We start from the raw sequence: 22,733 nt of genomic DNA on the forward strand, positions 1-22,733 counted from the left end.
CCACCGCGGTGGTCATCCAAAACCGCGCAATGCTGCCGATGGCTCCGCCCACCCCAACAAAGACGTATGGCCAAACCTGCTTCATTTCGGCAGGAATCGGATCCACAAAGGCGGTGTGCGATAACGGTGTCCCGTCACAGAAGTGACCAGCGCATGAAACGGATGCAATCCCACACCGACCGATGTTCCCGTGAGAGCAAAGGCGGCTGGATTCTGGCCGGTAACTGTGTTGAAGGTGCCACCTGTGGTTGTCAGAACCGCTCCCGACATCAGCGAGCTTGCCGTGACGTTGAGCTGATACTGCCCCGAGACGGCGACGATATTCGTATTGGCGGAAAAACTGAGGGTCGCATTGAAATCGTGGTTTTTGACCTGGACGGGAATGGTGAACCGGCTTTGGGTCCGCACGTGACTGCCTTCGTATGCCACCGCTGTGAGTTCGTGGTAGCCATCCGTCAGGAGGGTGGTGTCGAGCGCCACTGTCAGCGCCAGGTTGCTGACGCCGCTCGTGAGGTAAACGTGATTCCGGGGCAGGAGGTCGTTCACGTTTTGGTCGAGCGCAACTTCCTCCGCTGGCGAGATGACCAGGGACGAGGATCCCGTCAACCTCACGCGAACTGATGCGGGCTCCAATCCCGGTTCCCGCGCCCGCAACGTGAGCGAAGCGGCGCCGAACCAGCCGGACACAACCTCCTCGACCATCACGCCTCCATTGGTTCCTTGCAGTTCTGGCGACGCATTGACGGCAGATGAGAGAGCCGTTGCAAGTTGCAATGCCGTTGCGCTGCCGGTTTGATTGGTCGTCGCAATCGAAATATTCTGGCCGCCTTCGCGCACAATCGTCAGCTTCAACCAACCGCCGGCGTCAGGCGTTCCCCCAACTGAAAACGTGCGCTGCCCATGAGCCATTGACGGCACAAACCGAAATTGGCTCGGCTTGAGGAAGGCACTGGAAAAGTCTGCGGCTCCGGCAATGCTTGAAAAGGACAAGGAGCCAGTTTCCAATGGAGTGCTGCCCGGCTCTCCGCCCGTGGGGCGAAGGTTTGTGGGTGCGGCAGGGCGGACCGGCACGTTTGTCGTGAAGCGCGTCAGCACCACACGGTCCCCGAACTCAGCCGCGCGGATGCCTGTCAGGTTGGTGCTTTGCGGATGATTCACCCGCGCTGCGAACCCCGCGGCGAGCGAGTTCAGTGTTTCATTGTTTCCCACCGCGTAATTGAAGTGGCGCCCATGCATGAATGCAGCGAGCTGGTTGCCTGCCGCTGGAGGCAGATTGGTCAGGGTGCGGAAAAACTGGCCGTCGATGAACAAGTCGACCTGCTGGATGGGGTGCGCCGGGTCTGCTACGAATTCCAGGCCGAAGGAGACGGTGCCGGACAACGCCTGTTCGGGCGTGAGCCCAACCCATTGGGCATCGGCAGGTTTCGCGAAAGGCGCCGCCAGCGGATCGCCCACAATCAACCCCAGGTAGGGGACCGAGATGGATTGATAGTAGGATTCGGCAATGTTGAATCCCCGCGCCTGGTAGAAATAGGCCATCGGATCGGGAAACTTCGTCGCGTCAGAGGAGGGTTCGGCGACTGTTCCGTAGCTCGCCGTCGCTCCCGCATGGATTAATTCGAGAAGGGAGGTTTGTCCGTTCGGACCGAATATGACGCCGCCGAATGAAGTCATGCTGTCGGCGATTGCCCCGGGAATGAACGCGTCGGGAGGAGCGGAGAAAGTCGTCAGGCCGGATTGCCATCCTCGCAGCGGACGAATCGCCGGGAACGCATTCGAGTTTGTTCGGAAAATCGATCCTCGGCCGTCAATCATGCTGCTGAAGATCGCGGCGTCGAAAGTGCGATGGCGGAGATTTCGCAGGGCGTCGGTGGTTTTGGCGAGGACGACAGGGGCGGACGGAAAGGTCGCGTCCGCTCGAACCCCGCGATCCACCAGCGCCTTGGCCTGATCGAGCGTTCCCGCTGTCAGCATGGTGGTCAGCCAATTCGCGCGAAACGCGGTTCTTCCCAGTTCGAACGGCGATTCGCTGAACGCGTAAGCGCTGCCGGCGGTTTTAAGTTCAGTCGGTCCTTTGAATCCATAGAACAGCGCCGCGGTCGTGCTGTTTACCATGGTCCCGCTCACCACATGGAACGGAATATCCATGGACAGGACCACATAATGCACCTGGTTGCTTAGCTGGCGTTCGGCGAGTGCTGCCTGCAGGGGGAGGAGGAGAACGGCGCGGAATTGATCGAGGCTCCAGGTTGTGTTGCCGCCCGTCCACTGGATGCGCACAACGTTCTGGGGCGGGATTTGGCGTTGTTCGCGGTAGTAGTTGCCGAGCTCCAGTGAATTCGTGCTGTTCGCGTTTACGATGATGACCGTGTTGAGCGGTCCGCCACCGGCGAGGGTTTGATTGGAAGGAAACAACACCATCAGGCAAACCGCGGCCATGATCCCGAGTTGGCGGTACAGCTTCTGCATTGCGTGCGGCAAATTAAACCAGAGTCACGCCAATACGCCAGCACTGTTGAAGTGAAAGGAAAAAGGGCCGGCTCGAAAAATCGAACCGACCCTTCCGGGGTGTGGGGCGAACAGGGTTTACTTGCGAAGCCGGAACACGAGTCCCAGCGCGGCGAGGCCAAGCAGCGCGAAGCTGGTGGGCTCAGGAATCACCTGCAACTGCAGGCTTGTTGTCCGGCTCACGACGGTCGAGAGACCGGGCGCGAGGCTGAAGTCCCATTGAAGGGCCCAGCTGACGTCGCCAGGACCGGCGGCGCCATTGTTGTTAAGGTTATCCATGGACCCATTGCTGAGCTTGCCCAGCAAGGCCCCGGTGGTGTCGCTCTCGATTCGGTTGGCGCCCGGTGCAAAGATCGATTGCGCCAGAGCCACGGAGGGGTCTTCCTGATTTGCCAGGAAGTAGCTCCCGCCGAATGAGGCGAACTGGACGGCGTCGTTGCCGGGGGTGCCGCCCAGGTCATAGTCCTGGAACGAATAGAGGCGAATGTTCAGGAGCGACCCTGAGGTGTTGATGATGCGAACCGTCTCGGTGAGCGTTGATGCGCCGCTGCCGATGGTTTGGCCGGTCAGCCGGTAATCCAATTGCAGGGTGAATTGCGCCCCGGCGAAGGTGGCGGTGACACCGCGCGTTCCGTCGTAGAGCGACAGTGTTGCGGGTCCCAGGCTCGAGACCGAGCTTTCCGCTCCGGCGCCAACGCCGAAGTAGAGGCCGCCCGAGTTGAGCTGGTTCAATCCGTCGACGAGAAACGACGACTGGATGGACGCCACCCCGAAGTTGAACTGCGCGGTTGAGTTAAGATCTTGAAGCGTAGCTACTTGCGCGTGAGCCGCTCCACAGGCACTGGCGAGGACCAGTGCGATACAGCCTGCGGAAAGTTTCCCCTCCGCCGCTCTTCTTCTGAATTGCGAACGTGATGCCATGTTGTCTCCTGTTGGTTCTAAGTTCCGAATATTCCCGAGGGTTAACCCCGCACGTCTGGTTCGGACGCAGGCGCAGTAGTGGCTTCGCGCCTTTGCGGGATATCTCGTGAACGGGCTCCATCAGCTCACAGCGCGTCAACTTTGTCAATGGGCCGATGAAAGTTTCGCTCAATGCGGCTGAGGACGTCGTCAGGGGTATGGTACCAATCCTTCGTTAAAACGATTAGAAACTGCCAGCCGAACGCCTTTAGGATGCCCGGCTGCATCAGGTAACGGTCCAGCAGATTGGGATTGGCATAGTGCGCGTCGGTGTCCACCAGGATGCCCAGTTGATAAAGGCCATCATTCTTGCGGGACACGGCCAGGTCACAACGGAATCGCGATTGGCCGACGTTCAAGTCAACAGCGTAACCCCGGGACCGCAGCGCATTCGCGAGATCCGAGACGACGGCATCGCTCCTGTTCAATGGCTCCAGGGCTTTCCGCGAAAGCGGATTCAGATTTTCAAGGATGCGCCGCGCGCTGGCGCTGTCGCCTTTTGAAACGGCCTCTGCGTATTCCAGGAAACATTTAAGGCTCTTTGCGCCATCGTTGTAATCATTGGTGATGTCGTGATGACGAATTGAACTCACAATGGCCATGTGATGCTTCGCCCGGGAGAAGATCACATTCAGCCGCTTTGCGCCGCCACGCTGGTTGATCGGCCCGAAGTTCATCAGCATCCGCCCGGCGGCATCGGGCCCGTAGCAGACGCTCATGATGATGATGTCGCGTTCATCACCCTGCACGTTTTCCAGGTTCTTCACGAACAGCCCGCTGAATACATCGTTCTCTTCACGGACGTATTCGGCTTCCAATCGCGTTGAAAAGTCGCTGTCCTCCTCCGCAAGCGTGCTGAGCGCGTTCTCAAGTTCCGTCTGCTGTGCCTCCGAGAACGCCACAATGCCGATGCTCATTCCGTTTTCCTCCTTCAAGAGGCCCCTGACAAGCTGCGCAATGTATGCGGCTTCGGCTGGATTCGTACGGTCCTGGTAGACGCCGTTTTCCATGAAATGAAAGCTGATGCTGCGGGCGAGCAGCGCTGCCACGTGGGCTGGCGCCTGCCCAGCCGCGCTGACGCGAAGTTCCTCCTGGTTGTCCACGACACGCTGACGGTCGGGAATCGTAAACAGATTTCCACTGTAGAAGGCGGCGTTGGAAAAACTGATGAGTGACTCGTATCGGCTGCGATAATGCCAGGCCAGCAGAGTCGAAGGCAGGTTTTGCGCGGATTGCGTGAGGAAGCTGTCCGAATCGAGGTCCATCTCAAATCGTTCTCCTTCCTCCTCAACCACCACGCCAGCCTCCTCCGTGCGGCTGGCCGCAAAGAACGTGGTGGGCGGCAATTGCATTTCATCTCCCACAACAATGACCTGATTCGAACGATAAAGGGCGGGGACGGCTTCCTCGATTGGAATCTGGCTCGCTTCATCAAAGATCACGACGTCGAACAGGTTGGAATCGAGGGGAAGCGTGTCCGAGACGCTGAGCGGGCTCATCAGCCAGACAGGTTTCAGATCCTGGATGACCTTGCCGGTGTCGCCGCCCGCGAGGTCGCGAATGGACTTGTAGCGCATCGTTTTTCCGAACTCGTGCTCCAGGTCGCGCCGGCCTGCGCCATAGGATTTCTTGAACGCCTTCTGTTCCGGGTCCAGTTGCGATGCTGTAAGCGAGGAGGTGTGGACGTGTTCGAGAAAAGTTTTGCGAACCGAATCGCGGATTCGCCGCGCGTTCAGGGAGAGCCACTCAGCGTGACGTTTCTCCAGTTGTTCCATCTTGCGCGCCAGCGTCCTCCCATCAAACCGGTTCACGGCGCGTTCGCAACGATACACCTGGTTCAGGCTCTTGCGGCCGATCGCCGCTTCCAGTTCGTCCAGTGGAATCTCGGTTCCCCGCTGTGCGCGGCTGAATGGTTCCGGAAGTTCCGCCAAATCGCCGAGCATCGGCGACATCTCCGCCACGATTCCCATTAGCTCCCGCAGAGTCTTGAGCCTTTGCGAGAGCTCAGGGAAATCGAAGCCTGTGTGCTCCATCAGCAACGAGCGCAGCGTGGAGTTCAAGTCTGTGAACTGCGGCTGAATGGACACCAGATTTTCAATTACGGTTTTTGCATCACCGGCATCCAAGAGTTGGTGGATCAGCGCCTTGACTGACGCATGGCCTGTGGACTCATCGCTTCTTAGTTGCTCGATCAAGGAACGGAATGCCTGCGCATCGTCCGTCCGCCATGCCTTGCGGGCCCGTTCACAGGCTGCATCGAATCCCGCCTGCGCCTCGTGGCGGCTGGCAAGTTCCTGCAGGATTTGAGTCCAGGCCGGCATCACGGCGTGCCTTGAGAAATCGTAACGTGCGCCGAGCGTTTTTTTGAGACGCCAGAAGGAAGGTTTGAAGAATTTGAAAACGGAGTTCTCGAATCGGGTTGCCTGCGCAAGCGCAGCGCGGGTGTCATCGGGTGCAAGGGGATCGCTCCACGCGCTGGTTTTTTGCTGTGCCTGTGTGAGCGCGCGGGCTGCGGCGTCGAGTTCTCCCGTCACCTGCGCAAAGGCATCCGCGGCCGGGTTCTTATCTGTCAGAATTCCCAAGAGCCCTCGCTCGGCGAGCGGATGCGCGCGAACGGCGAATGCGAGTATGGCGTCCACCTCTTCAAATGTATCCCACAGACCGTTCGGAAGCCCCGGCGTTGACAGCGCTGTCTGAATGCGATCCAACAGATTCTCGGCCTTGTCGAGCAGGGTGTTCAGGGTTTCAATCGGACGATCCGCCTGCAGCACCTCCCTGCTTAGCCAGCGCAGCGGATGCTTCCCAAAACAAAGATCCTGCCCAAGGTCAACGAAGGTCGCGCGCAATCGCTCAACGACTTCGCCATGCTTCAGCCATAGCGGGTATTCCGGCAGGATCTCTTCGATGGCTGGAGGCAATTCACGCGCAGAGCCACGCAACTCCACGAGCCGATGCAGCAGCGCACGAACAGCGATTCCCGTGTGCGCATTAGATTCACGCATCACGCTGGAGAATTGCCGCAGGACGGCGAGATCCTGTTCCATCGCACGCAATGCCGACGCGCAATTGTTTTCCGCATTCTCATCGGGATTGCCCTGGTCCAGGAAGCGTTCGTAAGTCTGCTTCAGATTTTGTATGAACGCCTTCTTGTCCGTTTGGGAATCGTGAATCAGGCAACAGAGCTCGTCCAGTCCCAGCCTCCGCAGCCGATGGAATACGACGTCGATCGCCGCGCGCTTTTCGCAGACGAACAGGACGCGCTTGCCGCGCGCCACATAATCGGCAATCAGGTTTGTGATGGTCTGCGATTTCCCCGTGCCTGGCGGACCTTGAATAATGTAACTCGCCCCTGTTCTCGCTCGTGTGATGGCTGTCGCCTGCGCCGCGTCGCAGGAAATAATCAAATGCTGGTCCGCGAGTTCAAGCGGTGCCAGGGCTGCCTCGGGCGGCCGCGGGGTCAGCGAGAAGACGGTGTCGAACGCCTCACTGCCCATGTCCGTCTCAATGAGATTCGCATAATCCCGCACGAGGGTCATCTTCCTGTAATTGAAGTTACCCAGCGTCAGGCTGCACAGGTCGAAGTCCCACGAATACGGATTGCCGCTGTCACCGTCCCGAATCGCGATCATCTGCTGTTCCTTTTCGAGAACGTTGCCGGTATTCGGCGGTGAAGGGGGTTCAACGATGTGTGGCAAGCGAGGCAGCGGCGCGGCTCCCATGACATCGCGAAGGGGCATCGGACGCGGACGGACTTTTTCGATGAACAATTGCAGGCCCAACGGACGGAAATGCTCGCGGTCGTAACTGTATTCGGTTTTGGCGGCGGACTGCGTCCGTTTCGCCTGGGCCTTCAAACGCCGCCGATACTGATCCATACGCTGGCGCGCCTTCTCATGGATCAATTCAATTTGAGGACGATCAATCTTGTTCAGTGTGACGCCAGGTTCGCTCGCCTGGATTTGTGTGCGGAGACGCTCGCAAAAGCCGTCGAGCGAAGTTTCCGCGAGATCGATGGTTTCAGGCAGATCGAGATTATACAGGTCCTTGAGGTGATGCCGCAGCGCCGGGTTGACTTCTGCTTCGCTTGTTGCGGGATCGAGAACATAATTGTCGCGCACCCCCTGTTTCCGGGTGAGTTCCACGGGAAGCAACAGCAGCGGTGAATGGATGCGTTCACCGGGAGCTTCCTTGAGATTGTTCCATCGCAAAAAACACAACACGAGCCGCAGTTGCGCAAAGCCAAACTCGGCGCGAGCCCGCCTGGCTTCGCTGATGATCTTGTCGAGCACGCCGGGAATATACGGCGCGTCTTCGAACCTTAGATATTTACCGAGCGACATCGGCTCCCCTCGCGTGATTGAGTTCGCCAGGTCAGGATGCCAGACAAAGAGCTGCTCCAGCTTGATGTTGCGATAATCCAGCAGCAGGGGAACGGACGCGACAGTGAGATTCAGCGTCTGGAGCGTGGATTTGAAGTAGATGAGTCGATTGCGCCGCGTGATTTCAAACAGGCGGTCGCGCAGGTGGGACTGAATCATGCGGCGCCGTCCGGCAACACCCGATTCCTTGAACCCTTCCATCCGGCTGAAATCCAGATCAGGGGCTTGCTCGCGATAATTCTCCAGCCGCGATATCACTTGCCCGAGATCGGGCGCCCGCTTGTGACGGTTCAACTCGGTCATCTGAACGATCACGGAAGCGACGACGGGATTGATCCGGCGATTGATCGCGAAGAGGTTTGTTCGATTCGCGGCGAACACCTCCAATTCCTCCGGGTCCGTGAAATCGAGCCCGCACGCGAGACTCGCCAGCAGCATTCCCAGCGAAAAGATGTCGGTCGACTCGTCGTGATGATCAACTGCGTGTTCCCAGGAACGATAATCCGGCAGAAATACGGGATGTTCAATCGGGCCCGATCCGGATCCCACCCGCAAGTCCGAAACCTTCAGGGAGGAGTTATCGATATCCGCCGTGCGGCTCCAATCGCCAACTACGTCCAACGCGCGACTGACAGAGGCCTGGAGCGCTTCAACCCTTGCGTTGTTTTTCCGCGGTGTCACGGCATCAGCGGGTGCAAACGCGAGTTGGCGGCCATCGGTCAGGGTGAGGCGCTGGATTCCATTGAGCGGCGCAACACATCCAGCTTGGTGCGTTGCGAGCACCTGCTTCATGAGCGGCAACACAGCCGGCAGGACATCATCCGTTTGGAATCCGCCACGGTCCGCGCCGGAAGCCAGCAGTTTCAGGAAGGGCGCTTCAAAAACCTCACTCATGGCCGGCCTCCGCGTTCGCGAGCATTGCCGCTGCATTCTCCCTGATCCGCCGCACATCGCGCGCCCGCATCTTCAACTCCTTGGCCGCAAGCTTTTCAAAAGGTTCTTCGAGCTGCATCTCGCGGCTGAGCTCAAGCGCCGCCGCCAGCGGCAATTCATCCAGATCCGGATCCACCGTGACGAAATCGAGCAGAAGGTAGCAAAGATATTCCCGCACACTGCGGTCGCGGGATTTCAGAGCGTCGCCCCAAGCAGCTTCACCATTGGTTCCAGGATGGAAGTCGTCGAAGAACATTCTGGCGTGTCCGAGTGCAGCTGTCGTTTGAAACCACTTCGGGCGCAACAGCCGTTCCAGGACACCTCGTGTGGCTGCAGCGAGCCGTTTTTGTCCAATCAAATCAAGGTCGTCGATTGTGCCTGCGCCCTCAATCATTGCGCTGATGTCGTCCGACGCGTGCTGCCGTTTCTCCTGCCAGAGCGCCAATGCCCGGGCGCGGATGAATGTTTCAGGATGCGAAATGCCATCGGTTGCAACGTTGCCGTTCGCGAAAATCTCTTCCGCCTGTTTCAAGTATCCGGCTGCGCTGACTTCCTGCAAACCAGTCCCGATTTTGACGAGGCCCGCAACCACTGGATGCGGGTCGCGTGTCACATGCAGCGAACCGCGGTCGGCAAATATCTCGGTATATAATTGGTAGCGCCGCGCGGTCTGCTCGTGGCTGCCGGACGCGCGGGGATCCTTTGCAACAGCCTGAATCAAGCGGTCGGCGATGTGGAATTCGCCGCCGTCTCGCGCCCAAAGGTGAAAATGCGCCAGCTCGTGTCCGATAACGGATTTGAGTTCCTCCTCGCGCAACAGGGAAAAAACCGGGCCGGAGAATACAATGTGTCCCTGGCCGCGAATGTAACAGAGGGCGGCGTTCAACTGCGGATTATTTTGCGCCTGGTAAAGCGTGACGGGGATGTCGAGCTGCAGCCGCGCCTTGGCATCATCCAGATGTTGATGAAGCCCCGGGTGTGTTTCTCGATCGAGGCGGTACGTGGATTTGAGCAAATCCATGCGCAGCGTTTCGGTGTCATTCGCCTGGGCTTGTGCCGAGGAAAACCAATCCCACAGTTCTCGTTCGTGAGACTTGAGGTAATCTCTCACCTCCACATGATACGCCAGCGGTTCCAGCATGAGCTCAGGTTCGTCCACGCGTGCATTCAACCGGATCCGCCAAGGCAGGTCAAACAACGGACGCGCCGCGCTGCCTGCGGAGGAGCGGCTTGCAATCGAACCGCAGGATCGCGTCACTCCCGAACTCGAATACGAACGCGCATGGTCCCGCGAGCTGCTTCGCCAGGCGTTGCAGATTGCGCGAAATTGTTTCCGATACCGTGGCAAGCGACGCCGAGGTGGACGAAGAACTGGATACGCGCGAAGTGGTGAAGCGGTTTGAGCGGGAGCGGCAAATACTGGCATTGGTGGACCACCCCAACATCGCACAAGTGTTTGAGGCTGGCGCGACATCGCTGGGCCATTTTCCTGGTGTTGAGTTGTTCGACCGGACGTTCTTTCCGGAATGCGTCCTGTCAGCGGGCGACTCCCGTCTTTTGGCGGAGATTGAAGCGGCAGCGGAAGTGCATCCCGGCGGCGATCTGGTTCCGCTTTCGAGTGAGGCATGGTTGGAGCGATGGCAACGTTTTCGCAGGAAGCATCCTCATTTCGCAGATCACGCGATGTGACGCGAATCGTGCGCCTGCCTTCGCGCACAAAATGCAGCTTAAATGTTGACTGACACTTTCGTTCCGCCGATTCTAACCGCGTTGGCAGGATAGCTCAGTTGGTAGAGCAGAGGACTGAAAATCCTTGTGTCCCCGGTTCGATTCCGGGTCCTGCCACCACCTTTTTCTCACGCGTTGTCCTAGTTCCCCCGGCGGCATGGTTTGCTGCATTGGTGTCGATGCTAAGGACTGGGATCCACCTGTGTTCCACGGGTGAGTTGCAGCCAGAAGCGGCTGCCTTCGCCAGGGCGCGATTCCACTCCAAACGTTCCACCCATCCGTTCAACGGCTTTGCGCACGATGGCGAGACCGATTCCCGTGCCTTCATATTCCTGTTCCGTGTGCAACCGATGGAAAATGCCAAAAATGTGATCGTGAAATTTTTCGTCGATGCCGATCCCGTTGTCCTGAATCCACAAACGCACCTCGTTGTTAATCGGCTCGGTCCAGACCCGCACGTCGGGTTTGGTCCCGCGCGGGACGAACTTGACTGCATTCGTCAACAGGTTGGACACGCATTGTGTCAACGACGCTTCGTGTCCCATCACGGGCAAGAGCGGTTCTTCGATGTGGATATTGCTTGCGGCGGGTTGAAGTTCAGGCCGCTCCTGGATTGTCTGCTGGATGACGCGCTGCAGGTCGACGGCTTGAAGCGTCACTGCCTGCCGGATGACGCGGCTGTAGGTGAGCACGTCCTGGATCAAATGGTCGAGCCGTTCGGCAGCCGCTTTGATGCGGTTCATGTAGTCGCGACCGGCAGGGCCCACGGCGTCGCCGTATTGCGCCAGGAGAATCTGTGAGAAGCTGCTCATGGCCCGCAACGGGGCGCGCATGTCGTGCGAGAGGCTGTAGGAAAATGCCTCATGCTCGGCGATGCTTTCCTGAAGCTTCGCGGTGCGCACGGCGACGACTTCCTCGAGATGTTCCTGCGCCGCGCGCAGTTCGTCCTCCATTTTCTTTCGTTCCGTCAGATCGCGCGCGACCTTTGCGAAACCTTTCAGCTCACCGCGTTCGTTCAAAACCGGGCGAACCGCGCCGCTCACGTAGAAGCGGCTGCCATCCTTGCGGACATGCCAGCGCTCGTCGACTGCGGTGAATGGCGGTGGAGCGTTCCTGTTGAGGAACTCCATTCCGTTGATCTTCGGGGGTGTACAACAGCACGTCGGCGGATTGCCCGATGATTTCGCCTTCTGAAAATCCAAAAACGCGTTCTGCTCCCGGGTTCCAATCGGTGACACGGCCCTCGGTGTCCGTGGTGAAGATCCCCGCGTCTTTCACATTTTCCCAAATCAGCCGAAACCGCTGGGCGCCCTCCTCAACCTGCTGCGCCTGTTCCTGGAATGCACGATCCAGGCGAATGCGTTCCTTGGCGATCGACACATAATGCGCGAGGCTGCGGATCATCTCGAGATCCTCAGGCGCGAATGTATCCCTTTGCCGGGAACCGAAGGCGAGGGTGCCGATCACGCGGGAGCCGATCAGGAGCGGATGGCAAACGTACGCGCGGATGCCGAGGTCCTTGATCAATCCGATGTCCGGGGCGTCGGATGCCTGCACGTGCTCGACAACAATCGGCTCATTCTGCATGGGCTTTCCGCCGCAGAACGCCTCCCGAAAATCGATGCGTTGAATGCGCGCTGCGATGTCATCCGGCACGCCACCGCAGACGTCGAGGCGCGCGGTCTGGTTCGGCTCAACCACCATGAAGTTAAAAAACGCGTCAAGCTTCAGGTCGTTGGCGATTTGCTGGAAGAGGTCGCGCACGAGCGCGTCTGGATCATCTGCCAATAAAAGCTTTCCCGAGAACTCTGCCAGCCGCCGAAGCCGCGCGTTTTGTGCTTCGAGCGCCAATTCAACATTCTTGCGCTGGATGCTTTGCGCGACGATGTCAGCCACGGCGGCCAGAGTTCCAAGCATGTCGTCGGGCAATGCCTCCCGCGCGAAGAGTGCCAGCACTCCGAGAACGTTTCCTTCAACGAGCAGGGGATAGCCCGCAAACGCGACGAGGCCTTCCCGGCGTGCCCACTCGGGATCGCTGATCCTTGGATCGTGGAGCACGTCATTTGTGAGATGCGGGCGGCCTTCCTTCGCGATGCGGCCGATCTTAAGCTCACCAACCCGCACTCGCGAATGCGGGCCGTCGAGATGAGTGTACATTCCCGCGCTGGCATGAAGCTCCAGCGTTTGTGTTGCTGCGTCGAGCAGCCACACGCGTGCGAACGCCGCGGGAAGGTGTCGCATGATGGCTTCGGCGCAAATTTGGGCAATCTCGGAGGCGGATGCCCGCGGCTGCGTCAGAGCCACCCCGACATCGGCCCGCAGCGCAGAGAGCGCGGTCATTCGAGTCTCCCGCGCCTGAAGGGCTCGGCGATGGGTGATGTCACGGAGAATCTTTAAAAATCCGCGAATCTCTCCGAGATCGTTCCGCATGGCGTGCATGAAGCCGCTCGCGAAGAAGCGGGTGCCATCGTTTCGAACCATCCAGCAATCATCCTCGGCGCGTCCATCCCTCTGGACGCGCTCCAGCTCCCGTTCGAGAACATTCCTGGCGATGTTTTCGGGTGTCATTAGGACGTCCATGGGCCGGCCCACAATTTCGTTCGCGGGATATCCGAAGACTTTCTCCGCACCCGGATTCCAGCTGGTCACCCGGCGGCGCAAATCAAATGTAATGATCGCGATGTCGACGGCACTTTCGACTGCCAATCGGCAGTAGTCGCCCAGATCGGAATCATCGACCGATCCGGCGGGTGCCGAACGGTCATGGGTGGGATTTGGCGTGCCGTTCATGTGGAATCCGCTCCTCGTCCAAGCTGGCTGGGTGTGCGTGTCGTTTGGATCACTCTAAGATCGTGTGAACACCTGTTCAATGAGGTGATTCCCGTCTTTCCGCACCCCGGCCAGAAAAGGGCTGCACTGCGGAATACGCCTACTGGCACGCGCAGATTGAAATGCTAATTTCGATTCATTCTTAAGGTGAACGAGAAAAACTCCAGCGAGGTCAATCGTTTGGGAAAGCCTGTCGCCGGCGCGTTGAGCGTGTGGTGCGTGGTGTGGCTGGTTGTGTTCGCGAAAACATTTGTCGAGCTCACGTGGCGGCTGGCCTGCGAGTTGAACGGGATTTCCGTTCCGCTGCTCATGGCTCCGTGTTTCTGGATCTGGTGCCTGGTCTTCGCGTTCGTCCTATGCGTGGTGCATCGGCTGGCGACGATGCCGTGGGTGACCTTCGAAAAGAGCTTGAATCGCAGAAAAGCGGCAGTGCTGATTGCCACGATTCCCGCGTTGTTCTGGGTGCTTCTGACCGAATTGATCCCTTACATCTATCCTGCCGTGTCGGGCACCTTGAGAATCGTTCCGGTTCTTGGCGGGCCTGCGGGTTTGCTGCTGTAGGCCATTCGCATTCCCGGCGATGGCCATCCCCCGTCTTGGCATGCCTTAACGTTGAACCCGCCGCCGCGCTTCTGCGATGCGGCGCTGGCTTGTTTCGCGCGGACCACGGCACCATACTTCAGCCAATGTTCCGGACCCTCGCCCGCATTTTGCGGCAACCTTCGCAGCGACGCGCCGCGTGGTGGCTCGTTTTGCTGTTCCTTGTCTGGACGGGCATGCCCTGCCGCGCGGTGGTGTTGTGGGCGGATCTGGGTTCGACGCTTGCACAAAATACCGGGGATGGAACCGATATCCTGGGCGGGGTGGTTCACCAAGACAATGGCTCTTCGGGAACGCTCTATTTTCGCTTCCGAATCTCGCCGTTGTCGGATGTAACCACTGAAGAGTTTTTCGCCGCATTCCAATTTTTCGAAAAAGGAACGGGCCGCCTGGCTGTCGGCAATTCGCTGAAGGCATGGGCCTACAGCGCGTTCAATACTTCCGCGCAGGGCGAGGGAAATTCCGTGCCCGGAGACATCGACCTGCGATCGATGCGTCCTGATCCTTCAGCCAGCGTGGGCGTGCCGCTTCCGTACGAACTGCCAAGGCGGGGGATCGAGAATGTCATTGTCATCAAAGTCACGTTTGTTCCGGACGCTGACGACAAGGTTGTGGTCTGGTTGAATCCTGACTTGAGCCATGGTTCGCTTGAGGCCGATCAGCGCACCGAACTCACGACGGATTTCACGGCAAATGCTTCGTTCGATGAATTGCGCATTCGTCACGGTGGCGCGGGAGACGGGTGGGTGTTCAGCGAGATGGCGGTTGCCACGGCGTTCGAAGATTTTGTGAGCGGCCTTGAGGTCGTCGAACCGGATGCCGGTGCGGACTCGATTGCCGGCCATAGTCCCGTGACCGTGCGAGTCTGGCAACGAGAGCAGGGGCTGCCGCAGAATTCGGTGCGGGCGCTGGCGCAAACGCGTGAAGGATATTTGTGGGTGGCGGGGGAGGAGGGCGTCAGCAGGTTCGATGGCACGCGCTTCGTGACTTATTCAACGCAGGACGGATTGCCCGCGCAACCCGTGCAGGTGTTGCTGGCTGATGCGAGCGGGCAGCTCTGGGCAGGAACGGCGGGCGGCGGACTCGCGGCCTGGCGCGACGGACGTTTCACGAATTACACAACGGCACAAGGCCTCGCATCTGATTCAATTCTCGCGCTGGCGGAGGATGCAGGCGGTGATTTATGGGTGGGCACGGATTCCGGTTTGAGCCGCATTCGGAGTGGAAAACTGGCGACCGCCGGGCCGGAATTCTTCAAGGGGCAATCCGTGACCGCGCTCACATCTACGGGCGGGGGCGAGATCGTGGCGGCAGTCCGCGGGATGGGCCTGTTCCGATACACGAACGACACGCTTGTTCCCGTGGCGCAATCCGCTGCCGTTGCAGCCTTGCTGAAGGATGTCCATTGCCTGCTGGAAGACACGGCCGGACGGATCTGGGTCGGCGCGGGAGACGATATTGTTCTTTGCCGTGAGCGTGATGAATGGCGCCGATATCGCGTGCCGCGTTCCGTGCGGCGTCCTGTTGTGACCTCGCTCGTTCAGGCTCCTGATGGTGCCGTGTGGGCAAGCTCGCTCGGGGAGGGATTGATTGAATTTCGCAACGGCAAGCTGGCTGCGTTCAACGCATCGATGGGATTGTCCGACAACTTTGTCGGCGCGCTGATCGTGGACCAGGAAGGAAATCTTTGGGTTGGGACCACTGCAGGATTGAACCGCGTGCGCCGCAGTCAGCTGGTGGTTTTTGGGCGCGGGGATGGCCTTGGCATCGGGCCGATCCAGGGCCTTGCAGAACTGGCGCCCGGCGTGGTCTGGACCGCAAAACCTGGAGACGGATTATTCGGTTGGACAGGGCGCTCATTCACTCGAATCGGCAGCGCAAACGCCTTGCTGCGCGGCGCGGCGGTAAACTCGATCCTTGTGTCCAGTGACACCCAATGCTGGGTCGCCACGACATCCGGACTGATGCATTTCGCAGAACCGTTGAATCGAGAAGCCAGTCCCGCCTTCGTGGTCAGTGGCGCAGATGTGATAGCCGTGCTCGAATCCCGCGATCAGACGATTTGGATTGGGGCGCGCAATGGCGGGCTCTGGCATCGGACGGGCGGCCGCTGGCTGCCCAAGAGCAGTTGGGCGCGATCCATAACCTGTCTGGCGCAAGGCCGCGATGGACAGCTGTGGATTGGCACGGACGGGCAGGGAGTGATCCCGTTCGATTCCGGATCTGCTGCCATCAACAAGGGAGCGGGGTTGCTGAGCGACACGATCAGGACGTTGTACGATGATGGTGCGGGGACGTTGTGGATTGGCACGGCCGCGGGTGGACTTGCCCGATGGCGCGACAACCGCTTGAGCAATTTCACCACGCGGGAAGGCCTTCCAGACAACACAATTTCCCAGATCGTTGAGGACGATTCCGGACGGTTATGGGTGGGAAGCAATCGCGGGCTTGCGGGTATCAGCAAGCGCGAGCTGGACGACGTTGCAGCGGGAAGGGCGGCCGCGCTGTATCCTGTGCTTTATGGACGCCCGGAGGGAATGCCGTCGGAGGAGTGCACTGGCGGTTACTCGCCCGCGGGAATGAAGACTGGATCGGGAAAGTTGTGGTTTGCGACCAGTTCAGGGATCGCGGTGGCCGACCCGCAGAAGCACCAGGCCGATGCCCCGCCGCCGGTTGTGCGGCTTGAGGAAGTATTCATAGATGGATCTGCCGTTGAGTTTCGCCACGCGTTGAATCGCTCACCCGCTCCGTCGCAGGCAGAACCGTTGAGAATCGCTCCCGGGAAAAAACGAATTGAATTTCATTACGCCGGCCTCAGCTTCGCCGCCCCGGATCGCGTGCGGTTCCGCTACCGGCTGGTTGGTGCGGATCCTGACTGGGTGGAAGCGGGCACGCGGCGCTCGGTTTTCTACGGATACCTCCCGCCAGGAGATTATCGGTTTGAGGTGAAGGCGTGCAGCGGCGCAGGTGCGTGGAACGAGCTGGCCCTCAGCCTGCCGTTGCAGGTGCAGCGGCGTTTTTATCAATCCTACTGGTTTCTCGGTGCGCTGGCGTTTGGCGGGATCCTGTTCGCTGGAGCGATGGCGCGCCTCGTTGAACGCCGCAAGCATCAGGCGCGGCTGCGTTCACTGGAGCAGGAGCGGGCGGTGGCGCGCGAACGCGCGCGGATTGCGCAGGATCTGCATGATGACCTGGGCTCCTCGCTCACGCGCATTTCGCTGCTGAGCGATTCATTGAAGGAGGATGTTGGGCATGCAAGTCCGCTCGAGCCGAAGGTGGCGAGGATTTCGCAGGCATCCGCCCAGACGGTGCGCGCCCTTGAAGAAATTGTATGGGCGCTGCGACCGGGGAGCGACACCGTCGAAAGCCTCGTCGAATACATTTCGCATGTCGCGCACGAGTTGTTTGACGGGGAACGAACGAAATGCAGGCTGAGCTTTCCATCTGACATTCCCGGCCAGAGGCTGCCACCGGAAGTCCGACACAACATCTTCCTCGTGGTGAAGGAGGCGCTCACGAACGCGCTGAAACATGCGCGCGCCAGCGAAGTGGTTGTGCAGGGGGAATTCGATGACGGCAGGCTTCTTCTCAAGGTGAGCGATGACGGCCAGGGCTGGAACCCGGATCACGCCGCTACTCATCGAAACGGGTTGAACAATATGCGGCGGCGCGCTGAAGAGATGGGAGGAATGCTGGAGGTGGATTCACGCCCGGGTGCGGGAACGCGCGTGACCCTGACAGTGAACGTTCCCGGCCAGGCTCCGATTCTCGGGAAGAAAGGCGAATAGCGAGTTATGGCGGGCTCCGAAACAATCAAGGTATCCATTGTCGATGACGACGACGGAATTCGTGCCGGCCTGGTGTCGTTGATTCGGCGGGCGAGCGACATGCGGCTCACGGGCGATTACGGGCTGCCCGAAGTTGCGCTTAAGGAACTTCCGCTTCATCCGCCCGACGTCGTGTTAATGGATATCAACATGCCGGGGAAGCAGGGGGTCGAATGCGTTCGCCAGTTGAAAAGCGTGGTTCCGCGGGTGCAGTTTCTCATGCTGACTGTATACGAGGACAGCGATTCTCTCTTCAATTCCCTCAAGGCAGGCGCGAGCGGCTACCTTCTTAAACGCACTGCATCCAGGCATCTCCTCGACGCAATTCGGGACGTGCATGCAGGCGGTTCACCTTTGTCGCCGCAACTTGCCCGCCGGGTCGTGATGTTCTTCAACCAGGCGCCTGCAGTGGATTCCGAGGTGGCGAAGCTCACGGCGGGTGAACGCGAATTTCTGGATCAATTGGCAAAGGGATATGCGTACAAGGAAATTGCCGATCGCATGAAGATCAGCATCGACACGGTTCGCAGCTACGTGAGGACGGTTTATGAGAAACTGCATGTTCACTCGCGAACCGAGGCTGTTGTGAAGTACTTGAAAGGGTAGCCATTGCTGTGAAGGGAGCGTGGCGTTCACGCCGCTTGACCCGCGTATTGAACGGCGCGCGACGAAATTTCCGTGAGTGGCGCACGTTTGCCGCTGAAGGCCGGCTGATGCAAGTGCCCGGCCGCTAAACGAAAAACCGCCGGACGCGTGAGGCGTCCGGCGGTTTCGTTATCGTCCTGCGACTATGGACTCATGTCGATCAGGCGGAAGAACTGCATGCTTTCACTCGCCGGCATGTTCGTCGAATTCGCGCCATCGCTCGCCGCGTGGTTGACCCAATTGGTCGTAGTCAGATCGGTGGTGGACTGCAACTGCACACACTTCATTCCCATCCATTGCAGCTGCACCTGGCCGGGCGAACCGGGAACGGCAACGAGCGCGCCGAACTTGGTTTCTGTTCGCAACGCACTGTTGGAATTCGTGCCAATCCACATATCCGTCGGCATCGTGTAATTGGTCACTCCTGCCGCAGAGCGGATGAAGCGGACGTGATTCGTGCCAAAACCCGCTTCGTTGTCCTCTGTGTTCATGGAGTATTTGTAGGTGACCATGACATTGTTCCCGGGCGGAACCGGAACCGTGATGCTGTAGATGTCGCCATTCTTGTTCATGCGATAGGGCTCGGCGGCAGACGGACTGCCCCATGCCCACCAGCTCAGGAAATCGCCATTCAGGAAAACTTCCTGTGTGCCGTCATAGACCGGGGTTCCAGAGGTGCCAACAGCGCCAGCCATGTTGACGCTGAAGGTGACGTAATTCGTTTCCTCGACCATGTCGCATATATCGACGTCGTTGAAGAACACGGGACCGTTGGTCTGGACCGTGGCAGTGATGTTCACCTGGCGGTCTCCGCCACCTGTGCTGATGGGGCTTTCCCAGCCATCGTTCGGAGCGCCTGCGCGGCCGTTGAAGAATTTATAACGAATGCACGAGCCGAGCGGCCAGTTTGGAAGAGTGAGCGCAGCTTCATAAACGTTGGTGTCGTTTTCTGACTGGGTCATTGCGAGTTGATTCCAATTGTTGAACGTGCCGCGCGCGTAGACCTGGTCGACGCCTGGCGTAAAGGCCCCCGTCGCGATTTGCACTGACATGTCCACCGAGAGGGTGAGCTGGTTTGTGGGGCTGCTGAGCTGCTTGTCGCTCCAATAGGCAAGCGGAGCGGTGACCGAGGTGCCGTTCAATGTCACGGTGCGCACGTCGTTGCAAATGAGCAGCGGGGTTTCTTCGCCCGGGAATGGATCGCCATAGAACTTGTAGGAAACCACCGTGCCGCTGTAGCCCACGATGTCCACTGTGTTGCTGTAAATCGTGGTTCCTTCCATCCGCGTCAGCGCGAACTCAGCCTGGGTCTGCCAGTTATTGAATCCGCCACGAACGTAAACGATGTCCGCATTCGTATCGAAACCGCTGGTCGCAGGGTACTCAAGGATGGGCACCGCCATGTCCACGAGGAACGTGACGCGATTCGTCGGAGCGGGCAGGGGATCGCCGGCCAGCCAGCGGCCCCGCGGAAGATCGAGTTGAAAGGTGACCGCCTCGTTCGGATCCGTCGTCGTCACCGACGCGTTTCCAGTGTTGGGTGAGAATTCCGGGCCGATCGAATACTCCCACGAGCTGGGCGCCCGGAATTTGAATTCGTAAGTGCCCGGAGTCGGGATGGTGTACGTGACGGAGTGAAGGCCGTTGCCGTTGCTGGTCATCTGCCGTGCAGCCGTATCGACTGCATCATCCCAATTGTTGAACGCGCCGTGAATTTCCCAAGGCATGTTGCCGGGATCAGTAAAGCCCACGCGGCTGCCGAGCGGGCGCCACCCGTCGTTTTGTCCGCCCGGATAAAAGTGGATCGTGAATTCGCCGCTGGCATCGTACTTGGCTCGCGCGTCCTGGCTCGGGAATGCGCTCGACCAATCGCCGACTGCGTCAACCTTGAATGAATGCAAGGCTCCCGGGGTGCCGCCCGAAATGGTAAGCGAATAGGAGCCGTCGCCGTCATCGTTCATCTGGGTGGTGCCCCAACCGTTAAACTCTCCGCGCGCAAAGGGTTGAGCCTGGAGAGTGGCGCTGCTGATTGCGGCCAGCGCGGCCGCCATGATGAATTTGGGTAGGATATTCATATCGGATAAGGATCTTCCGCTTGCTGCCGACCGACGGCGGCATTACGCCGCTCGCCGGGTGGATTGACATCGCCCACTCTATGCCACCCGCGTTGGCTGTCCACCGCACGTTTGTGCGGTGAATTCCTCCCTTGCCCTGACCCGCACCTTCATGCGGTTGTCGCCCGCGACAGCGCAGGATTATTTTCCCCGCATGAAGATCCTTCTCCCGCGCTGGTTTCATTCTATCGCGATCACCCTGATGCTCGCCAGCCTGCCTGAACTTCAAGGCCAGACCGTGTCGCTGCACTCTCCCGGAAAGAACATCGAGATTCGTTTTGTCCTCACGAACGGCCAGCCGTTTTATTCCGTTGCGCGCAAAGGACGCGAAGTGATTGCGCCGTCACGCCTTGGCTTTCGCCTGAAGGGTGCTCCGCATCTCGACGGAGCTTTCCAGCTGGTCTCAACGAATGGCAGCGCTGTCGATGAAACGTGGGAACAACCCTGGGGAGAGAAGCGGGAGATTCGCAACCAGTATCGGTCTCTCGTGGTGGAGCTCGCCCAGGACCGGACCCCTGCGGCGCGAATGCAAATCGAGTTTCGAGCCTTCGATGACGGCATAGGATTTCGCTACGTGATTCCGGAATCTGCGGGGCGGGGAAAGTTCTCCGTCATGGACGAGCTGACGGAGTTTGCCCTAGCGGAGGATTACCGCGCATGGTGGATTCCCGCGTTTGAGCCGATTCGATACGAATACGTCTACCAGAGTTCACCCGCCAGCCAGCTGAAGCGCGTCAACACGCCTGTCACATTCGAGGGACGCGAAGGATTGTTCGTGAGCATCCACGAGGCGGCTCTTGTGAATTACGCCAGCATGGGGCTCGCGCGAACCACCAACACGACGCTCAAGGCCGATCTGTTTCCGTGGTCGGATGGTGACAAAGTGAAGGCACAGGGTTCTCTGAAGACGCCGTGGCGCACGATTCAAATGGCTGACACTCCCGGCGGACTCATTACGAGCTATTTGATTCTGAACCTGAACGAACCCAACAAGCTGGGCGACGTCAGCTGGGTCAAGCCTGCGAAATACGTGGGCGTCTGGTGGGAAATGCATCTGGCGACGAAGACATGGGAATCGGGGCCGAAGCATGGAGCGACGACTGCGAACACGCGCAAACACATCGATTTTGCGGCGCGGCACGGATTCAGCGGGGTGCTGGTTGAGGGCTGGAACATTGGGTGGGACGGTGATTGGATGGCGAACGGCGAGAAGTTCAGTTTCACAAAGCCCTACCCGGATTTCGATCTGGAAGGCCTCGCCCAATATGCGAAGGAACGCGGCGTTTACCTGATCGGCCATCATGAGACCGCAGTGGGAATCAAGAACTACGAAAACCAGATGGATGACGCCTATGCGTTGTGCGCGCAGCTTGGCATAAAGGCAGTCAAGAGCGGTTACGTGAGCGAAGACCCGAACGTCATCGGCTGGAACGAGCGGGGAGAACGCACGAAGGAATGGCATCACGGCCAATTCATGGTGGAACATTATCATCGTGTGATGGAAACCGCTGCGCGCCACAAGGTGATGCTGAATGTTCACGAGCCCGTCAAGGACACCGGCCTGCGGCGGACGTATCCCAACATGGTCTCGCGCGAAGGCGCGCGCGGCCAGGAATACAACGCGTGGAGCGGCGAGTGGCGGAATCCGCCTGAGCACGAAACCATTCTTCCGTTCACGCGCATGCTTTCGGGTCCGATGGATTTCACCCCGGGGATCTTCAAGCTGCAGTTCCAGGATATCCGCGCGGGAAACTTTGTTCCCACGACCTTGGCGAAACAACTGGCGTTATATGTCGTGATTTATAGTCCCGTGCAAATGGCAGCCGACCTGCCGGAACATTATGAGGAGCGGCCGGAAGCGCTGCAATTTATCAAGGACGTGCCCGTCGATTGGGAAGACACGCAGGTGCTGAACGGAAAAATTGGCGATTACGTAACGATCGTGCGGCGAGATCGTCACAGTGCAGATTGGTTCTTGGGAAGTGTCACCGATGAAAAATCGCGCACGCTCAATGTGGAGCTTTCATTCCTGCAACCGGGCCGGGAGTACGTGGCGGAAATCTACCGCGATGGCGATGGCGCGAACTTCGACAAGAACCCGTATCCCATTGTTGTCGAGAAGCGGCCCGTGAAGAGGGACATGAACCTGGAACTGAAATTGGCGCCAGGCGGCGGCCAGGCAATCCGATTCCGCGCCGTTGCGCGATAAG

Annotated in this window: 12 protein-coding genes and 1 tRNA gene; 6 read left to right on the top strand and 7 right to left on the bottom strand. The window is 59.1% G+C overall.

Annotated elements, in window-relative coordinates; genetic code table 11:
* Window positions 1-81: 81 nt before the first annotated feature.
* The 4 genes from VEH04_15245 to VEH04_15260 form a co-directional block, all read right to left on the bottom strand.
* On the bottom strand, window positions 82-2,469 hold the full coding sequence (locus tag VEH04_15245; GenBank protein ID HYG24134.1) for a TIGR03790 family protein: 2,388 nt from the start codon (window positions 2,467-2,469) through the stop codon (window positions 82-84).
* A gap of 117 nt (window positions 2,470-2,586) precedes the next feature.
* The gene (locus VEH04_15250; GenBank protein HYG24135.1) at window positions 2,587-3,429 is read right to left on the bottom strand and encodes a PEP-CTERM sorting domain-containing protein; all 843 of its coding nucleotides are present in this window, start codon (window positions 3,427-3,429) and stop codon (window positions 2,587-2,589) included.
* A 125-nt stretch (window positions 3,430-3,554) separates the two neighbouring features.
* The gene (locus VEH04_15255; GenBank protein HYG24136.1) at window positions 3,555-8,741 is read right to left on the bottom strand and encodes an AAA domain-containing protein; all 5,187 of its coding nucleotides are present in this window, start codon (window positions 8,739-8,741) and stop codon (window positions 3,555-3,557) included.
* A complete protein-coding gene (locus VEH04_15260; protein HYG24137.1) occupies window positions 8,734-10,038 on the bottom strand; it encodes a SprT-like domain-containing protein in 1,305 nt (434 codons plus the stop codon). The genes VEH04_15255 and VEH04_15260 overlap by 8 nt, the downstream gene beginning before the upstream one ends.
* Window positions 10,039-10,121: 83 nt before the next feature.
* Here VEH04_15260 and VEH04_15265 point away from each other — a divergent pair, with 83 nt between their 5' ends.
* A complete protein-coding gene (locus VEH04_15265; protein HYG24138.1) occupies window positions 10,122-10,469 on the top strand; it encodes a hypothetical protein in 348 nt (115 codons plus the stop codon).
* 83 nt (window positions 10,470-10,552) lie between these two features.
* Window positions 10,553-10,628, top strand: a tRNA-Phe gene (locus tag VEH04_15270).
* A 62-nt stretch (window positions 10,629-10,690) separates the two neighbouring features.
* Here the strand turns inward: VEH04_15270 and VEH04_15275 are convergent.
* Together VEH04_15275 and VEH04_15280 are read right to left on the bottom strand one after the other, a co-directional pair.
* Window positions 10,691-11,551, bottom strand: a complete 861-nt coding sequence (locus tag VEH04_15275) for an ATP-binding protein (GenBank protein ID HYG24139.1) — start codon at window positions 11,549-11,551, stop codon at window positions 10,691-10,693.
* Window positions 11,511-13,298 carry a GAF domain-containing protein gene (locus VEH04_15280; protein HYG24140.1) on the bottom strand — a complete coding sequence of 596 codons (1,788 nt, stop codon included), beginning with the start codon at window positions 13,296-13,298 and terminating at the stop codon, window positions 11,511-11,513. Before VEH04_15280 ends, VEH04_15275 begins: the two co-directional genes overlap by 41 nt.
* Before the next feature lie 186 nt (window positions 13,299-13,484).
* On the opposite strand from VEH04_15280, the gene VEH04_15285 reads away from it, so the two are divergent.
* The 3 genes from VEH04_15285 (at window position 13,485) to VEH04_15295 (ending at window position 18,370) form a co-directional block, all read left to right on the top strand.
* Window positions 13,485-13,898, top strand: a complete 414-nt coding sequence (locus tag VEH04_15285) for a hypothetical protein (protein ID HYG24141.1) — start codon at window positions 13,485-13,487, stop codon at window positions 13,896-13,898.
* Window positions 13,899-14,023: 125 nt separating this feature from the next.
* Window positions 14,024-17,725 carry a two-component regulator propeller domain-containing protein gene (locus VEH04_15290; GenBank protein ID HYG24142.1) on the top strand — a complete coding sequence of 1,234 codons (3,702 nt, stop codon included), beginning with the start codon at window positions 14,024-14,026 and terminating at the stop codon, window positions 17,723-17,725.
* Between the two features lie 6 nt (window positions 17,726-17,731).
* A complete protein-coding gene (locus VEH04_15295) occupies window positions 17,732-18,370 on the top strand; it encodes a response regulator transcription factor (protein HYG24143.1) in 639 nt (212 codons plus the stop codon).
* A gap of 182 nt (window positions 18,371-18,552) precedes the next feature.
* On the opposite strand, the gene VEH04_15300 is transcribed toward VEH04_15295, so the two are convergent.
* Window positions 18,553-20,484: a hypothetical protein gene (locus VEH04_15300; GenBank protein ID HYG24144.1), complete on the bottom strand. Its 1,932-nt coding sequence runs from the start codon at window positions 20,482-20,484 to the stop codon at window positions 18,553-18,555.
* Window positions 20,485-20,602: 118 nt separating this feature from the next.
* Here VEH04_15300 and VEH04_15305 point away from each other — a divergent pair, with 118 nt between their 5' ends.
* Window positions 20,603-22,732 (top strand): glycoside hydrolase family 97 protein, encoded by a 2,130-nt coding sequence (locus VEH04_15305; GenBank protein HYG24145.1) that lies wholly within the window; start codon window positions 20,603-20,605, stop codon window positions 22,730-22,732.
* Window position 22,733 lies beyond the last annotated feature (1 nt).

It is taken from the genome of Verrucomicrobiia bacterium, from assembly GCA_035629175.1.
Classification (GTDB): domain Bacteria; phylum Verrucomicrobiota; class Verrucomicrobiia; order Limisphaerales; family DASXHY01; genus DASXHY01.